This window comes from Actinoplanes xinjiangensis, from assembly GCF_003148685.1.
GTDB lineage: Bacteria > Actinomycetota > Actinomycetes > Mycobacteriales > Micromonosporaceae > Actinoplanes > Actinoplanes xinjiangensis.
The window spans coordinates 523,267-539,210 of record NZ_QGGR01000004.1 but is presented as its reverse complement, the minus strand read 5'-3'; the positions used below and the strand labels follow the sequence as shown (position 1 = coordinate 539,210).

The following is a 15,944-nucleotide window of genomic DNA, read 5'->3' as shown; positions in this document are numbered from 1 at the left end:
CCTTGCCCACTGCGCACCCGTTTACATTGTGGCCACGATTACACCGGGGCCTACGATCGATCCATGACCAACTACGCCCGCAGTGAGCGGGAGCAGCTCGCCGACCTGTTGACCGACACGGGACCGGACGCTCCGACGCTCTGCGAGGGGTGGACCACGCGGGACCTGGCGGCGCACATCGTGGTCCGGGAGCGCCGGCCCGACTCCGCGCTCGGGCTGCTGATCAAGCCGCTGGCCGGCCGTGGGGAACGGGTGCGCCGGGAGCGGGCCGCCCTGCCGTATGCGGAGCTGATCAGCCAGCTGCGTACGCCGCCGGTGTGGAGCCCGGTCAGCAATCCCCTCGTCGACCCGCTGGCGAACACCATGGAGATGTTCATCCACCACGAGGACGTGCGCCGTGGCACCGCCGGGTGGGAACCGCGGGCGCTGGACCGGGGACTGGAGACCACTCTCCACCGCAACCTGAAACTGATCATCCGGGGCTCGCTGCGCCGCCTCGGGATCGGTGCCGAGATCACCGCCACCCGCTTCCCGCCGATCCGGGCCGGCAGCGGGCCGCAGGTGCGGATCACCGGGGATGTGGGCGAGATCGCAGTCTTCTTCTTCGGCCGGCAGCGCGCCTCCCGGGCCTCGATCGACGGCGATCCGGCGGTCGCCGAACGGCTCCGGACGGCCCGGCTCGGCGTGTAATCGGCTGGAGGCGCCGGCCGGGCGGCCCCTAGGTTGCCGCCATGACCGCTCGCACCGATCTGTCCGTCACACAGGGCGCCGCGCTCTCCGTCGGCGCCGTCCTGGGCACCGGGCTGATCTCCCTGCCCGCCCTGGCCGCCGAGGCGGCCGGCCCCGCCTCACTGGTCGCCTGGCTGGCCCTGATCGTCCTGTCCGCCCCGCTGGCCTGGACGTTCGCCGCCCTGGGCGCCCGCTATCCGGACGCCGGCGGGGTCGCCACCTACGCGGGTATGGCGTTCGGCCCGCGGGTCGCGGCGGCGGTCGGCTGGACGTTCTACTTCGCGGTCCCGCTCGGCGCGCCGGTCGCGGTGGCGTTCACCGGTGGGTACGTGTCCGACGTGCTCGGCGGCGGCCGGGTCACCGAGCTCGCCACGTTCCTGGTGATCGTCGGTACGGCGTACGTCATGAACTGGTTCGGTCTTCGCATCTCCGGCCGCGTCCAGGTGGTGCTCTCGATCTCCCTGGTCACGATGCTGGTGGTGACCGTCCTGGCCGCCCTGCCGCACCTGCGCCGGGAGCATCTGACTCCGTTCGCCCCGCACGGCTGGTCCGGGATCGGCGCCGCGGCCGCCCTGCTGGTCTGGGGTTTCGCCGGATGGGAGGCGCTGTCGTCGCTGTCCGGGGAGTACCGCAACCCGCGCCGCGACGTGCCCCGGGCCACCCTGATCGCGGTCGCCGTCGTGGGTGTCCTCTACCTGGCCGTGGCGACGGTGAGCGTGCTCGCGCTGGGCCCGGCGCTGGCCGGCAGCCGGGCCCCGCTCGCCGATCTGCTCGCGATCGGGCTGGGCGGCCCGGTGCGGACCCTGACCGCGGTGATCGCGGTGGTCCTGACGCTGGGCGCGGTGAACGCCTACTTCGCCGGGTCGAGCCGGCTCGGGGTGGCGCTGGCGGACGAGGGCGCGCTGCCGGCCCGGGTGTTCGGCGGCCGGCACCGCTCGCTGACGTTCATCTTCCTCGGCGGTATCGCGGCCGCGCTGATGCCGCTCGACCTGCACACCGCCGCGCTGCTGGTGACCGGCTGTTTCACGCTGGTCTACGTGATCGGCACGGCGGCCGCACTGCGCCTGCTGCCGCCGGGGTGGTCGCGGCTCACCGCCGGAGTCGCCTTCGCGGCGGTGGTGGGGCTGCTCTGGCTGAACGGCCCCACCGCTCTGCTCAGCCTGGTGATCGCCGGTGGATCGCTCGTCTACCAGTGGATCCGGGTCAGATCCGGGCAGCCAGTGTCGCCCGGTCGATGAACGCCGCGGCGCCGACGGGCGCGGTGCACGCGAACGCCCCGGCGATCACGGCCCGGTCGAGGCAGGCGTCGTCGTCGGCCCCGCTCAGCCAGGCGCTGAGGAACGCGGCCGCGAACGCGTCCCCGGCCCCGTTGGTGTCGACGACCGGCGCGCCCGGATCCGCCGCGTCCCGGTGCGTGACGCCGTCCCTGGTGTGCAGGTCGGCGCCCTCGCCGCCGTTGGTGACGACGACCCTGGACGCCACCCCGTCGGCGAGAATCCGGGAAGCGGTGCCGTCGGCGAGCTGGACCCCGCTGACGAAGACCAGGTCGGCGCCGAGGGCGAAGTCGAGGTGGTGCGGGTTGTCGCCGTCCCAGTCGTGCAGGTCGGTGGAGATCGTCACGCCGGCCGCCCGCAGCGCGGGGATGAGGTGCCGGGCCCAGTCCATGATCGTCACGTGGACGTGCCGGACACCGGGAGGCAGCGGCCGGTAGTACTCCTCGGGCAGCCGGTATCCGGGCACGTCGCGTCCGTCGTACAGGGAGAGACGCCGGCCGTCCGGGCTCATCAGGTTGACCGCACGGCGGGTGCCGGCCGGGGCGGGCGCGGCCCGCAGGCCGATCCCCCATCGGGCGAACGCCGCCTTCACCCGGCCGCCGAGTTCGTCGTCACCGACCGTGTCGATCACCGAGACCCGCTCACCGAGCGCATGCAACGCCAGCGCCACACAGGTGCCGGTGTGCGAGACATGGTCCTCGATCGGGCCCTGCGGGCGGGCCGAGTCGGCGCCGAGCACGGGCAGGCCCGCCACCGGCACGATCGTGTCGACACCGGTACCGCCGACCACCAGAAAAGTCATGCCGGACAACGTAGTGCCACGCTGACTAGGATAGGGCTTGATCCCGACTCTAGCCGTGCTGCCGCCCGCGCATTACTCTGCGGTAACACTGACGTAACGTACACCCCCCGTTCATGGTTGAAGGCGGCGCTCGAATGGCTCTCGAGGTTCCCTACCGGTCCATCCCGGACATGCTCTTCCAGCGCGTGGCCAAGACTCCCGACGCGAAGGCCCTGTCCGGGCCCAACGCGGACGACAGCGGTCCGGCGTGGCTGACCTGGCGCCAGGTCGGCGACCGCACCCGCGCGATCGGCGCCGGCCTGCGTGAACTGGGCATCGGCCTGGAGGACCGGGTCGCGATCCTGTCCAACACCCGGCTGGAGTGGATCCTGGTCGACCTGGGCATCAACGTGGCCGGCGCGGCCGCCACGACGGTCTACCCGACGACCGAGCCGGAGGACACGGCGTTCATCGTGTCCGACTCCGGGTCGAAGATCCTGATCGCGGAGAACGCGAAGCAGGCGCTGAAGATCTCCGGCGCGGTGACCGCGGTGACGAAGGTGGTCGTCATCGACGGCCCCGCCGACGCCGGCGCCACGCCGCCGCAGATCACCCTGGCCGAGCTGGAGCAGCTCGGCGCCGCGGCGCTGGCCCGCGAGCCCGGCATGATCGACGACGTGGTGGCCCAGCTCGGCCCGGACAACGTCGCCACCCTGATCTACACCTCCGGCACCACCGGCCGGCCGAAGGGCGTCGAGCTGCTGCACAAGGGCTGGACGTGGGAGGGCGTCGCACAGGAGTCCCTCGGCCTGTTCGCGCCGACCGACCTGCACTACCTGTGGCTGCCGATGTCGCACGCGTTCGGCAAGACGCTGCTCTGCGGCATCCTGCACGTGGGCGTGCCGACCTACGTCGACGGCCGGGTGGACAAGCTGATCGACCTGCTCGCGGTGATCCGGCCGACCCTGATGTGCGCCCCGCCGCGCATCTACGAGAAGGTCTACAACAAGACCGTCACCAGCGGCCTCTCCGGCACCGGCCTGAAGCCGAAGATCTTCACCTGGGCGGTGGCGACCGGCAAGAAGCGGGTCGCGTTCCAGCAGGCCGGCAAGCCGGTCCCGGCAGGTCTGGCGTTCCAGTACTCGATCGCCGAGAAGCTGGTCTTCTCCAAGCTCCAGGCCAAGCTCGGCGGCAACATCAAGGTGCTGGTCAGCGGCTCGGCGGCACTGAGCCGGGACATCTCCGAGTTCTTCGCCGCGGCGAACCTGCCGATCCTCGAGGGCTACGGCATGACCGAGGCCTGCGCCGCGAACTTCGTCAACCGCAACGGCAAACTCCGGATCGGCACGGTCGGCCAGCCGCTCGGCGACCTCGAGGTCCGCATCGACAGCGACGGCGAGGTGCTGATGCGTGGCGCCCCGATCATGCGCGGCTACCACAACCTGCCGGAGGCGACCGCCGAGGCGTTCACCGAGGACGGCTTCCTGCGCACCGGCGACATCGGCGAACTCGACGCCGACGGGTATCTGAAGATCACCGACCGCAAGAAGGACCTGGTCAAGACGTCCGGCGGCAAGTTCATCGCCCCGTCGGCGATCGAGGGCGCGTTCAAGGCGGTCTGCCCATACACCTCGCAGGCGGTCGTCATCGGCCAGAACCGCAACTTCGTCACGATGCTGATCGCGCTCGACGAGGACGCGATCACCATGTGGGCCGCCTCCGGTCCGCTGGCCGGCAAGAGCTACGCGGAGATCGTCGCCGCACCCGAGACGTACGCCCTGGTCGAGGGCTACATCAAGGAGCTCAACGCCAAGCTGAACCGCTGGGAGACGATCAAGAAGTTCGCGATCCTCCCGCGCGACCTCAGCATCGAGGCGGGCGAGGTCACCCCGTCCATGAAGATCAAGCGCCGCAGCGTCGAGACCAACTTCTCCGACCAGATCGACACGATGTACGCGGGCAGCCTCGCCCAGATCTGACCCACCGCGACACGTCAGGCCGGCGGACCTCTCACGGTCCGCCGGCCTTTTCCCACCCCGCAGCCGGTACGCCGTGGGCCCTCCCCCACCGCACCACACCTCCCCACCCACAGCGCGGCACGGGCGTACCCTCCCGGCCGCAAGGCGCCTCACGGGCGTAGCGGCCCCGCACCGGCCGGCCCCGCACCGCTTCCGACGGGGCCCCGCAGATCCGCCGCGCCGGACGGGAACCGGGCCTACCGTGGAACGGGGAGGCTGCCATGGCCATTCGCACGATCACGGTCCCGGTCAAGGACCTGGAGGCCGCCAAGGGCCTGTATTCACTGCTGCTCGGCGTCGAGCCGTACGTGGACCAGCCCTACTACGCCGGATTCCGCCCGGAGAACGGCCCCGAGGTGGGCCTCGACCCGCACGGCGACGTGGCGGCCGGCCCGGTCGTCCACTGGCACACCGGCGACCTGGACGCGACGCTCGCCGCCCTGATCGCGGCCGGCGCCACCGAGGAGCGTTCCCCCCACGAGATCGGTGACGGCGCCCGCCTGGCCACGGTCCGCGACATCGACGGCCACCTGATCGGCCTCTTCGAGGGCCCTCCCCTCTAGGCCGCGCGACGAGATCCCCGCCCGGCCCTGATCCGCAACAGCGTCCGGCTGGTCCAGCACCTCCCGCGCTGAGGGCGCGATGTCCAGTCCTCGACCGCCCGGACCCGTGAGCCGTCACTCAACCGCGCTGTACCCGCGGCAGCCGATCTCGCCCGGCTGGCTCCCACCGCTGCTTCAAAGGCCGTGAGACAACGGTGACAGCCAGCCGGAGACCTTCGGCTGGTCCCCACCGCTGCTTCAAAGGCCGTGAGACAGCGGTGACAGCCAGCCGGAGAGCTTCGGCTGGTCCCCACCGCTGCTTCGAAGACCCTGAGACAACGGTGACAGCCAGCCGGAGACCTTCGGCTGGTCCTCACCGCTGTCTCAGCGCGCCTGAGACAGCGGTGGGAGCCAGCCGGGCAAGATCCACCGTTGCGCGAGCAGTCCCGCGACCTCAGCGAGATCGCCTCGTGAGGGGCGTTCCAGCCGGAACGCGGGTCGGACGGGATGCCGGGGTGCCCGTGGGGTCAGGTGATCACCACGGGGGTACGCCAGGTGGGGCGCGTCGCGTGGTCGAGGTCGTGGCGGACGGAGGCGATGCGCCGGACGGCTTCGGTCAGGTCGTCGGCGGGCAGGGTGAACGGCAGGCGCAGGAAACGTTCGAGTGTGCCGTCGAGGCCGAACCGGGGGCCGGGGGCGAGCCGTACGCCGACGTCCTCGGCGGCCCGGGACAGGGCGCTGGAGATGGGGCCGTCGAGTTCGGCCCAGAGTGTCACGCCACCGCGGGGGACCACGAGCCGCCACTCGGGAAGTTGCTCACGCAAGGCCGCGACCAGGGTGTCCCGGCGGAAGCGGAGCTGCGCGCGGCGGGCGGCGACGATCTCGTCCGAGATGCGGAGCAGGTGGACGGCCACGAGCTGTTCGAGAACGGGGCTGGCCATGTCGACGCCGACGCGGATGGCGGCGAGCCGCTGCACGAGCGGCGCGGAGGCCCGCACCCAGCCGATCCGGAGGCCGCCCCAGTACGCCTTGCTCATCCCGCCGATCGACGTGACGCGGGAGTGCCGGTCGAAGACGGCGACCGGCGGCGGCATGGACGGGTCGTCGAGCGGCAGGTCCACGAAGGACTCGTCGACGATCAGGTCGGCGCCTGTCGCATGGGCCGTGGCCACGAGACGTTCGCGCAGCTCGGTGGGCATGAGGTGGCCGGTGGGATTGTGGAACTCGGGGATCACGTACGTCATGCGGGGTTTGATCTGCCGGAGCGCGCCGAGGAGCATCTCGCCGTCCCAGCCGCCTTCGATGTCGAGGCCGTGGGTGCTGATGCGGGCGCGCCGCGCGGCGAGCGCGGCCAGCGCGTTGGGGTAGGTCGGTGTCTCCACGAGGACCGGCGCGCCGACCGGGACGGACAGCCGCAGCACCAGGTCGAGGGCCTGCTGGGTGCCGCTGGTGATGAGGATCTGCTCGGGTGAGGTGGGCACGCCGCGGGCGGTGTATCCCTCGGCGACGGCGGCGCGCAGCTCGGGCAGGCCGGTCGGGTGGTAGCCGGCACTGCCGAGGTAGCGGGGCAGGTCGTCGGCGGCGGCGCGGGCGGCCGGGACGATCTCGACCGGGGCGGCGGAGGCCGCGCATCCAAGGTCGATCATGTCGAGGTCGTCCTCGGGGGTCCACAGGCCGGAGGAGGCCACGCGGTGCCCATGGGGCAGGGTGGTCCAGCTGCCGGCGCCGCGGCGGCTGGCGAGGTGGCCGGTCTCCCGCAGCGCGCGGTAGGCGGCGGACACCGTGGTCCGGCTGATGGCGAGCGCCTCGGCCAGCTCCCGCTCGGCGGGCAGGCGGACACCGAGGGCGAGCCGGCCGTCGGAGAGCAGGCCGCGGACGGCGCCGGCGAGCGCCGCGTAGTCGGGGCTGCGCCGACGGCCGGGCAGGGCGTGCCACCGGCCGAGCAGACGGGCCAATTGGTCTCCACGAACCGATGTCGTCATAGCCACCTCCGATGAATTGGCACTTTAGCATTGGCGGATTGGCATCAAGAGTGGCTGTTATGAACCTGTACCGTCGCGTCCCCCAACTCTTCGCAGGGCTCGTCCTCTACGGCGTCAGCATGGCTCTGATGGTCGAATCGGGTCTCGGCCTCAACCCGTGGGACGTCTTCCACCAGGGACTCTCCGAGGTGACCGGCGTCAGTTTCGGCTGGATCGTGCTGCTGGTGGGCGTACCCGTGCTGCTGCTCTGGATCCCGCTGCGGCAGCGACCGGGCCTGGGGACGGTGGCCAATCTGCTGGTGGTGGGTTTCGCCGCGGACGCGGCGCTCGCGGTGCTGCCGACCGCTCAGACGATGCCGGCCCGGGTCGGATTCCTGGTCGGCGGGATCCTGCTGAACGGGTTCGCGACCGGCCTCTACATCGGCAGCCGGATGGGCCCGGGCCCGCGGGACGGCCTGATGACGGGGCTGGCCGGGCGGTTCCCGAAGGTGCCGCTGCGGGTGATCCGGACCGGCATCGAACTGACCGTGCTGGGGGCCGGATTCCTGCTCGGTGGCACGGTCGGCGTCGGCACGATCGCCTATGCGCTGGCCATCGGCCCGCTCGTGCATCTGTTCCTCCCGCCGTTGACGGTGCGCGAGGCCGTCCGCAGTGATCTTCCGGACACATTCGCTTCCCGGTGACGCCACCGCACGGCATCATTGCGACATGGGGGCCGGTGGCTGGAACTGGAACGACGCATGGATCTTCGTCTCCGCGGTCATCGCCGAGCGCCTGGAGCGCGACCGGGCACTGCACGCCGCGCTGCCGGTGACCGGCGCGACCCTGGCCGACCTGCTGGCGGCCGCCGATTTCCTGCACCACAGCGTGCCGGAGCGGGCCGAGCTCGAGGAGTCGGTGCGCCGGTTGGCCGGTGCCGGGCTGATCGCCGTGGACGACGACATGATCCAGGTCGCCCCGCCGGGTGAGCAGCTCTGGCGGACCCGCCCGTTCAGCGGCCTGTCGTCGGCGGTGATGACCCTCCAGACCCAGCTCAATCGGATGGCCGAGCCAGGCGACGCGGATTGGTCGCTGGACGAGCAGACCTACAACTCCGCCGTCCGTGAATACAGCCTGCGGCTGGCCGACGGCCGTTAACGGACCGGGTTGCCGGCCTCGCGCAGACTGTCCTTGACCTCGCCGATGGTCAGGTCACCGAAGTGGAAGACACTGGCCGCCAGCACGGCGTCCGCCCCCGCCTCGACGGCCGGCGGGAAGTGCCCGACCACCCCGGCCCCGCCACTGGCGATCACCGGGATGTCGACGACCGCCCGCACCGCCCGGATCAGATCGAGATCGAAACCGGCCTTGGTGCCGTCGGCGTCCATCGAATTCAGCAGGATCTCCCCCGCACCGAGCTCCGCCACCCGGGACGCCCACTCGATGGCGTCTAGCCCGGCGCTGCGGCGGCCGCCGTGCGTGGTGACCTCCCAGCCGCTCGGCTGCTCCGCGGAGCGCCGCACATCCAGCGACAGCACGAGGACCTGGTTGCCGAACCGCTCGGCGATCTCGCGGATCAGCTCGGGACGGGCGATGGCCGCCGTGTTGACGCCCACCTTGTCGGCGCCGGCCCGCAGCAGCACGTCCACATTCTCCGGCGAGCGGACGCCCCCGCCGACGGTGAGCGGGATGAACACGGTCTCGGCGGTCCGGCGGACCACGTCGAGCATGGTGCCGCGGTCGTCGGAGGAGGCGGTCACGTCGAGGAAGGTCAGCTCGTCGGCACCGGCCGCGTCGTAGGCGGCGGCCAGCTCGACCGGGTCGCCGGCGTCACGCAGGTCGACGAAGTTGACACCCTTCACCACCCGGCCGGCGTCCACGTCCAGACAGGGAATCACACGCACCGCGACCGTCATGCCCCAACCCTAGCCAGTTCCTTCGTGACGACCGGCCGGGGCCCGACCAATCCCAGAAGCACCCCGCCGACCACCAGGACACCGCCGGCCACCTCGACCGGGTGCACCGGCTCGCCGAGGAAGAGGGCCGCCGAGGCGATGCCGAAGAAGGGGACGAGCATCGAGAAGGGGGCGACGGTCGCCGCGCCGTACCTCTTCAGGAGAAAGCCCCAGGCGGCGAAGCCGGCGAGGGTGGAGACCAGCGCGATGTAGATCAGCGACAGCACCGCCGGGGTGCTGATCGCGCGCAGCGCGGCGAGGTCGGCCGCCGGGCCGTCGACGATCAGGGTGAGCACGACGAGCGGGCCGGTGGCCACCGCGCTGACCCAGACCATGAAGCGCAGCGAGTCCGGCGGGGACGCCTTGCGGGTGGCGACATTGGACAGCCCCCAGGCCGCGGCCGCGCCGACGACCAGCAGGAACGCGGGCAGCGGTGCGGTCGTGCGGGCGGCCACGAGCGCGACGCCGGCGGCCGCGACGCCCAGGCCGGCCAGTTGCACCGGGCGCGGCCGCTCGCGTAGCAGGAGCACCGCGAACAGCATGGTGAACACCGCCTGACTCTGGAGGACCAGGGAGCTGAGCCCGGCCGGCATGCCCGCCTCCATCCCGATGAAGAGCAGGCTGAACTTGGTGACGGCGAGGACCAGCGCGACCGCGATCACCCAGCGCCACGGCACCTGGGGGCGGCCGACGAGGAGCAGGGCCGGGAAGGCGGCCAGGGCGAACCGGAGAGCCGAGAACAACAGCGGCGGGAAGGCGTCCAGCCCGACGTGGATGACGACGAAGTTGAAACCCCAGACGGCCGCCACGGCGACCGCCAGAGCCAGGTCACGAGCTCTCATGGGGTCCAGCCTCGCGCGGGGCGACAGTTAAGCACCAGCAAAATGATCTGAACCCAGCATGTAGCATCGCTACATGATTGACCTGGGGAGACTGCGGGCGCTGCACGCCGTGGCCAGCTACGGCACGGTGCTCGCCGCCGGGCAGGCGCTGCACTGCACACCGTCCGCCATCTCCCAGCAGATCGGCAAGCTGGAGCGCGAGACCGGCTCCAGCCTGGTGGAGAAGGACGGCCGCCGGCTGCGGCTCACCGAAGCCGGCCGGCTCCTCGCCGACCATGCCGAGCGGGTGCTGACCAGCCTCGACGAGGCCGAGGCGGCGCTCGCCGCGCACCGCGACACGGTCACCGGGCGGCTCACCGTCTCCACCTTCGCGACCGCATGCCGGGCCCTGCTGCCGCACGCGCTGCGCACCCTGACCGCCGACCACCCCGGCCTGAGCATCAGCGTGATCGAGGTCAACCCGCACGAGGGCGTGGAGATGCTGCGCCGCGGTCACGTCGACCTGGCCGTGCTCGACGACTGGCCGGAGGTAGCGCTGCGCTACCCGGACGGTGTCAGCAAGGCCACTCTCGGAGAGGACCACGCCGATCTGATCGTGCCCAGCGGCCACCGGCTGATCGGGGAGGCCACGCTGGAGGACGCCCGGCACGAGCGCTGGATCGGCGTCCGGGCCGGCGACGTCTGCTACGAATATCTGATCCGCAGCCTGCCGGGCGTGATCCCGGACTTTCAGGTCGGCGAGTTCGAGACCCAGCTGACCCTGATCGCGGCCGGGCTGGGCGTAGGGCTCATTCCCCGGCTGGCTCGCGCGGAGCTTCCGCCGGGCACGCGGGCGGTCCGGATAAATCCGACACCTACCCGCCGGGTGGTTCTCGCCTGGCGTGACTCGGCGGCGGCCCGGCCCGCGATCCGGGCCGCCGAACAGGCACTACGTGAGGCGTGGAAACTCAACCGAGAACGGCAAGAGCTTCTCGTACGGTGAACGCGCCCGCATAGAGCGCCTTACCCGCGATGACACCCTCCACCCCGACCGGCTCCAGCGTCGCCAGGGCACGCAGATCGTCGAGCGTGGAGACACCACCGCTCGCGATGATCGGCTTGTCGGTGGCGGCGCACACCTCCCGCAGCAGGTCCAGGTTCGGGCCGCGCATGGTGCCGTCCTTGGTGATGTCGGTGACGACGTAACGGGACGCACCCGCCTTGTCGAGCCGGGCCAGCACCTCGTACAGGTCGCCGCCGTCCCGGGTCCAGCCGCGGGCCGACAGGGTACGGCCGCGCACGTCGAGGCCGATCGCGACGCGGTCGCCGTACTCACCGCAGATCCGGTCGCACCACTCCGGGTCCTCCAGGGCGGCGGTGCCGATGTTGACCCGCTGGGCACCGGTGGCCAGCGCCCGGGTCAGCGACGCGTCGTCGCGGATGCCGCCGGACAGCTCCACCTTGACGTCGAGGCGGCGCACCACCTCGGCCAGCAGTTCGGCGTTGGAGCCCTTGCCGAACGCGGCGTCCAGGTCGACCAGGTGGATCCACTCGGCGCCGTCGTTCTGCCAGGCCAGCGCGGCCTCCAAGGGGTCGCCGTAGGCGGTTTCCGAACCGGCGGCGCCCTGCACCAGGCGGACGGCCTGGCCGTCGGCGACGTCGACGGCGGGCAGCAATTCGAGGGTCACGTGTTTCTCCCTAAGAGACCTTCAGGCACGGCGGCCGAGCACCACGACGACGAGGGCCGGCACAGCGAGAACGAGCATGGCGGTGAGGATGATGCGAAGAGGCAGGTCGGGGATGAGCGTCCACACCGCGGCGATGGCCAGCAGGGTGACGACCACGATGCCGATGCGCTGCCGGCGGCTGCGGTGATAGAGCCGCCCGTCCCGGCCGAAACGCGGTTTCAGACCACGGAGGAAGGAGCGGCGGCGCTCCCGGCGGACCGTCCGGCGGGCCCGGACGGCCTTGTCCCGTTCGAGAACGGCGAGCCGCTCGGCCCGCCGTTTCGCGCGTTCCTTGCTCACAGCGTCGCGACCCAGTTCCTGAGCAGCCGGTAGCCCGAGTCCGCCGACTTCTCCGGGTGGAACTGGGCGGCGCTCAGCGCGCCGGCCTCGACCACGGCCGCGAACGGCAGGTCGTGCGACGCGGTGGTCACCCGGGCACCCTTCAGAAGATCAAGATCCTGGGCGGCGTACGAGTGGACGAAGTAGAACCGGGCCTCGGCGTCGAGTCCGGCGAGAAGCCGTGACCCGGCCGGCACGTCGACCGTGTTCCACCCCATGTGCGGAATCCGGCCGGCGGACAGCTTCGTCACCGAGCCGGGCAGCAGGCCGAGACCCTTGGTCTCCACCCCGTGCTCCACGCCCGACTCGAAGAGGATCTGCATGCCGACACAGATGCCCAGGACCGGCTTACCGGCCGCCACCCGCTCCGCGATCACCGGGCCGGCACCCAGCGCCTCGATCCCGGCCATGCACGCCGCGTAGGCACCGACACCGGGCACCACCAGCCCGTCCGCGGCCGCGGCCACCGACAGGTCACTGGTCACGGTCACGTCCACACCGGTACGGGCCACCGCCCGTTCCGCCGAGCGCAGGTTTCCCGAACCGTAGTCGAGGATCACGACGTCCGCGGTCATCAGGCCTCCCCCGGCCACCAGGCGAACCCGCCCGCGGCCGCCAGCAGGGCCAGCACCGCGGTGAGCCCGACACTGAACTTCGTGGCGTCCGACCTGACGAGCTGGACCACCCCGCCGACCAGGATGCCGGCCAGCGCGAACAGCACCAGGGAGATCACAGCACCCCCTTGGTCGACGGCAGGGCGCCGGCGTTACGGGGGTCGATCTCGACAGCCTCGCGCAGCGCCCGGGAGAACGCCTTGAACTGGGCCTCCACCACGTGGTGCGCGTCCGGGTGGCCGCCCGGACGGCTGGCCCGCAGCACGTCCACGTGCAGGGTGACCTTGGCCGCGTGGCCGAACGCCTCGAAGATGTGCCGGGTCATGCTGGTCGCGTAGACCGGCCCGATGTACGGCACGAGCAGCGGCTCGTCGTGCACCACGTAGGCCCGGCCGGACAGGTCCACGGCCGCCCGGACCAGCACCTCGTCCATCGGGATGGTGGCCGAACCGTACCGCCGGATGCCCCGCTTGTCGCCGAGCGCCTGGGCGAACGCCTCGCCGAGCGCGATCGCGGTGTCCTCGATGGTGTGGTGCGAGTCGATCTCCAGATCGCCCTCGGTGCGCACGGTCAGGTCGAACCCGCCGTGCTTGGCGAGCTGGTTGAGCATGTGGTCGTAGAACCCGACCCCGGTGTGCAGGTCACCCTTGCCGGTGCCGTCGAGGTCGATCTCGACGAGCACCTTGGTCTCGTTGGTGACGCGATCGATGCGTCCTACACGACTCACAGGATCTCCTCGGCGGCGTTCAGGAAGGCGGTGGTCTCGGTTTCGGTGCCGGCGGTGACCCGCAGCCAGCCGCTCAGGCCGACATCGCGGATGAGGACGCCCCGGTCCAGGAACGCCTGCCAGGCGGCTTTCTGATCGTCACCGGTGCGGAACAGCACGAAATTGGCGTCGCTGTCCGCGACCGCGACCCCCCGGTCACGGAGAACGGAGACGATCCGGTCACGCTGCACCTTGATCTGCTCGACCGTGGCCAGCAGCGCGGCGCTCTGCGCGACCGCGGCCCGCGCCGCCGCCTGGGTGAGCGCACTCAGGTGATACGGCAGGCGGACCAGCTGGACCGCGTCGACGACGGCCGGATCGGCGGCGAAGTAGCCCAACCGGCCGCCGGCGAAGCCGAACGCCTTGCTCATCGTCCGGGTCACCACCAGCCGCGGGTGGCCGGGCAGCAGCTCGATCGCGCTGCGGGTGCCGGTCCGCGCATACTCGAAGTAGGCCTCGTCGACCAGCACCATGCCGCGCGCCGCACCGAGGACCGCGTCGATCACCGCCGGGTCCAGCGCGGTGCCGGTCGGGTTGTTCGGCGAGCAGAGGAAGACCAGGTCGGGGTCGTGCCGGTGGATCTCGGCGACCGCCGCGTCGGCCCGCAGCCCGAAGTCGGGGTCACGCAGCGCACCGATCCAGCGGGTGCCGGTGCCGGCGGCGAGCAGCGGGTGCATCGAGTAGGACGGGCCGAACCCGAGCGCCGTCCGCCCCGGGCCGCCGAACGCCTGGAGCAGCTGCTGCTGCACCTCGTTAGACCCGTTGGCCGCCCAGACCGACGCGAACCCGAGGCCGTGGCCCAGGTAGGCGGCCAGATCGGTACGCAGCCCCACCGCGTCCCGGTCGGGGTAGCGGTTGAGGTCGGCCAGCTCGGCGTCGAGCCGCTTGCGCATCTCCTCGATCACCGGCTGCGGGACCGCGAAGGCGTGCTCGTTCGTGTTCAGCCGGACCGCGACGTCCAGTTGCGGAGCCCCATAGGGTGTCTGCCCCCGCAGGTCGTCCCGGATGGGAAGCTCGTCGATGGTCGTCACGCGAACCTGACCTTCACCGCGTCACCGTGCGCGGGCAGGTCTTCGGCGTTCGCCAGGGCGACCACGTGGCCCGCGACGTCGCGCAGCGCCTCCTCGGTGTACTCCACGACGTGGATGCCCCGCAGGAACGACTGCACCGACAACCCGGACGAGTGCCGGGCACAGCCGGCCGTCGGCAGCACGTGGTTGGACCCGGCCGCGTAGTCGCCCAGCGACACCGGCGCCCACGCCCCCACGAAGATCGCACCGGCGTTGCGGACCCGCATGGCCCACTCCCGTGCGTCCCGGGTCTGGATCTCCAGGTGCTCCGCGGCATACTCGTCGACCACCCGCAGCCCCTGCTCCAGGTCGTCGACCAGCACGATGCCGGACTGCTCCCCGGTCAGCGAGGTGCGCACCCGCTCGGTGTGCTTGGTCGCCGCGACCTGCTCGGCCAGCTCGGCCTCGACCGCGTCGGCGAGCGCGAGCGACGGCGTGACCAGCACACTCGCGGCCAGCGGGTCGTGCTCGGCCTGACTGATCAGGTCGGCGGCGACGTGCCGCGCGTCGGCGGTGTCGTCGGCCAGGATCGCGATCTCGGTCGGGCCGGCCTCGGCGTCGATCCCGACACGGCCCTGGAGCAGCCGCTTGGCCGCGGTCACCCAGATGTTGCCCGGCCCGGTGATCACGTCGACCGGCTCGCACCGGTCGCCCTCGTCCACCCCGTCGGACCCGTAGCCCAGCATCGCGATCGCCTGCGCGCCGCCGACGGCGTAGACCTCGGTCACACCCAGCAGCGCACACGCGGCCAGCACCCGTGCGTCCGGCAGGCCGTTGTTGGACGCCTGCGGCGGCGACGCCACCACCAGGCCCTCCACACCGGCCTCCTGAGCGGGCACCACGTTCATCACCACGGTCGACGGGTAGACGGCCAGGCCGCCCGGCACGTAGAGCCCGACCCGGCGCACCGGCACCCAGCGCTCGGTCACCGTGCCGCCGTCGACCACCTGGGTCGTCACGTCGGTGCGGCGCTGGTCGGCGTGCACCTTGCGGGCCCGCCTGATCACCTCGAGCAGGGCGGCGCGCACATCCGCCTCGAGCGCCTCGACAGCCGCGGCGATCGCCTCGGCCGGCACCCGCAGGCGCTCCAGGGTGACGCCGTCGAACCGCTCGGTCGCCTCCCGGATCGCACTGAACCCATGCTCATGGACCGCCTCGACGACCGGGCGGATCCGCTCGACGGCCGTGGAGACGTCGAGCTGGGCACGGGGCAGCAGTCCGCGCGGGTCACGGTGGGAGCCGCGCAGGTCGATCCGATTCAGCACCCGGCCAGTCTATGCGGCCGCCCAATCGGGTTTCCGCCGCGAGTGCCCGGCCCAGGCGTTGGGATGTCAGCGGGTTGACCAT

At 71.8% G+C, this 15,944-nt stretch carries 18 protein-coding genes; 7 read left to right on the top strand and 11 right to left on the bottom strand.

The features are described from left to right. The first annotated feature begins 63 nt into the window (after window positions 1-63). Both BC793_RS12180 and BC793_RS12175 read left to right on the top strand, forming a co-directional pair. Window positions 64-690, top strand: a complete 627-nt coding sequence (locus BC793_RS12180; protein ID WP_109592314.1) for a TIGR03085 family metal-binding protein — start codon at window positions 64-66, stop codon at window positions 688-690. Window positions 691-731: 41 nt separating this feature from the next. After that, complete coding sequence (locus BC793_RS12175; protein WP_109592312.1) at window positions 732-1,967, top strand: APC family permease; 1,236 nt, start codon at window positions 732-734, stop codon at window positions 1,965-1,967. Here the strand turns inward: BC793_RS12175 and BC793_RS12170 are convergent. Further along, window positions 1,933-2,805 (bottom strand): carbohydrate kinase family protein, encoded by an 873-nt coding sequence (locus tag BC793_RS12170; protein ID WP_109592310.1) that lies wholly within the window; start codon window positions 2,803-2,805, stop codon window positions 1,933-1,935. The two genes, BC793_RS12175 and BC793_RS12170, sit on opposite strands and share 35 nt — an antisense overlap. A gap of 134 nt (window positions 2,806-2,939) precedes the next feature. Here BC793_RS12170 and BC793_RS12165 point away from each other — a divergent pair, with 134 nt between their 5' ends. Further along, window positions 2,940-4,763, top strand: a complete 1,824-nt coding sequence (locus BC793_RS12165; RefSeq protein WP_109592308.1) for an AMP-dependent synthetase/ligase — start codon at window positions 2,940-2,942, stop codon at window positions 4,761-4,763. 260 nt (window positions 4,764-5,023) lie between these two features. Continuing rightward, window positions 5,024-5,365, top strand: coding sequence for a VOC family protein (locus tag BC793_RS12160; protein WP_109592307.1), 342 nt, complete (start codon window positions 5,024-5,026; stop codon window positions 5,363-5,365). A 506-nt stretch (window positions 5,366-5,871) separates the two neighbouring features. On the opposite strand, the gene yczR is transcribed toward BC793_RS12160, so the two are convergent. Continuing rightward, window positions 5,872-7,326, bottom strand: a complete 1,455-nt coding sequence (gene yczR, locus BC793_RS12155) for a MocR-like transcription factor YczR (protein ID WP_109592305.1) — start codon at window positions 7,324-7,326, stop codon at window positions 5,872-5,874. 59 nt (window positions 7,327-7,385) lie between these two features. On the opposite strand from yczR, the gene yczE reads away from it, so the two are divergent. Together yczE and BC793_RS12145 are read left to right on the top strand one after the other, a co-directional pair. Continuing rightward, on the top strand, window positions 7,386-8,009 hold the full coding sequence (gene yczE / locus BC793_RS12150; RefSeq protein ID WP_109592303.1) for a membrane protein YczE: 624 nt from the start codon (window positions 7,386-7,388) through the stop codon (window positions 8,007-8,009). Between the two features lie 25 nt (window positions 8,010-8,034). Further along, the gene (locus BC793_RS12145; protein WP_109592301.1) at window positions 8,035-8,463 is read left to right on the top strand and encodes a hypothetical protein; all 429 of its coding nucleotides are present in this window, start codon (window positions 8,035-8,037) and stop codon (window positions 8,461-8,463) included. Here BC793_RS12145 and hisF read toward each other — a convergent pair. Next, entirely contained in the window at window positions 8,460-9,221 is a 762-nt protein-coding gene (gene hisF / locus BC793_RS12140) for an imidazole glycerol phosphate synthase subunit HisF (protein WP_109592299.1), read from the bottom strand. The two genes, BC793_RS12145 and hisF, sit on opposite strands and share 4 nt — an antisense overlap. Further along, window positions 9,218-10,102, bottom strand: a complete 885-nt coding sequence (locus BC793_RS12135; protein ID WP_109592297.1) for an EamA family transporter — start codon at window positions 10,100-10,102, stop codon at window positions 9,218-9,220. The genes hisF and BC793_RS12135 overlap by 4 nt, the downstream gene beginning before the upstream one ends. Before the next feature lie 73 nt (window positions 10,103-10,175). Between BC793_RS12135 and BC793_RS12130 the strand changes: the two genes are divergently transcribed. Further along, the gene (locus BC793_RS12130; protein ID WP_109592295.1) at window positions 10,176-11,084 is read left to right on the top strand and encodes a LysR family transcriptional regulator; all 909 of its coding nucleotides are present in this window, start codon (window positions 10,176-10,178) and stop codon (window positions 11,082-11,084) included. Here BC793_RS12130 and priA read toward each other — a convergent pair. From priA to hisD, 7 genes are read right to left on the bottom strand one after another with little or no spacing between them, the layout of a single operon-like run. Beyond that, the gene (priA, locus tag BC793_RS12125; protein WP_109592293.1) at window positions 11,050-11,769 is read right to left on the bottom strand and encodes a bifunctional 1-(5-phosphoribosyl)-5-((5-phosphoribosylamino)methylideneamino)imidazole-4-carboxamide isomerase/phosphoribosylanthranilate isomerase PriA; all 720 of its coding nucleotides are present in this window, start codon (window positions 11,767-11,769) and stop codon (window positions 11,050-11,052) included. The two genes, BC793_RS12130 and priA, sit on opposite strands and share 35 nt — an antisense overlap. Window positions 11,770-11,790: 21 nt before the next feature. After that, window positions 11,791-12,108, bottom strand: coding sequence for a hypothetical protein (locus BC793_RS12120; RefSeq protein WP_109592291.1), 318 nt, complete (start codon window positions 12,106-12,108; stop codon window positions 11,791-11,793). Continuing rightward, window positions 12,105-12,722, bottom strand: coding sequence for an imidazole glycerol phosphate synthase subunit HisH (hisH, locus tag BC793_RS12115; protein ID WP_109592289.1), 618 nt, complete (start codon window positions 12,720-12,722; stop codon window positions 12,105-12,107). The genes BC793_RS12120 and hisH overlap by 4 nt, the downstream gene beginning before the upstream one ends. Further along, window positions 12,722-12,880, bottom strand: a complete 159-nt coding sequence (locus tag BC793_RS50220; protein ID WP_170167230.1) for a hypothetical protein — start codon at window positions 12,878-12,880, stop codon at window positions 12,722-12,724. Before BC793_RS50220 ends, hisH begins: the two co-directional genes overlap by 1 nt. After that, entirely contained in the window at window positions 12,877-13,488 is a 612-nt protein-coding gene (gene hisB, locus BC793_RS12110) for an imidazoleglycerol-phosphate dehydratase HisB (RefSeq protein ID WP_106316996.1), read from the bottom strand. The genes BC793_RS50220 and hisB overlap by 4 nt, the downstream gene beginning before the upstream one ends. After that, a complete protein-coding gene (locus BC793_RS12105; protein ID WP_109592287.1) occupies window positions 13,485-14,558 on the bottom strand; it encodes a histidinol-phosphate transaminase in 1,074 nt (357 codons plus the stop codon). Before BC793_RS12105 ends, hisB begins: the two co-directional genes overlap by 4 nt. After that, on the bottom strand, window positions 14,555-15,862 hold the full coding sequence (gene hisD / locus BC793_RS12100) for a histidinol dehydrogenase (protein ID WP_109592285.1): 1,308 nt from the start codon (window positions 15,860-15,862) through the stop codon (window positions 14,555-14,557). The genes BC793_RS12105 and hisD overlap by 4 nt, the downstream gene beginning before the upstream one ends. Window positions 15,863-15,944: the final 82 nt, after the last annotated feature.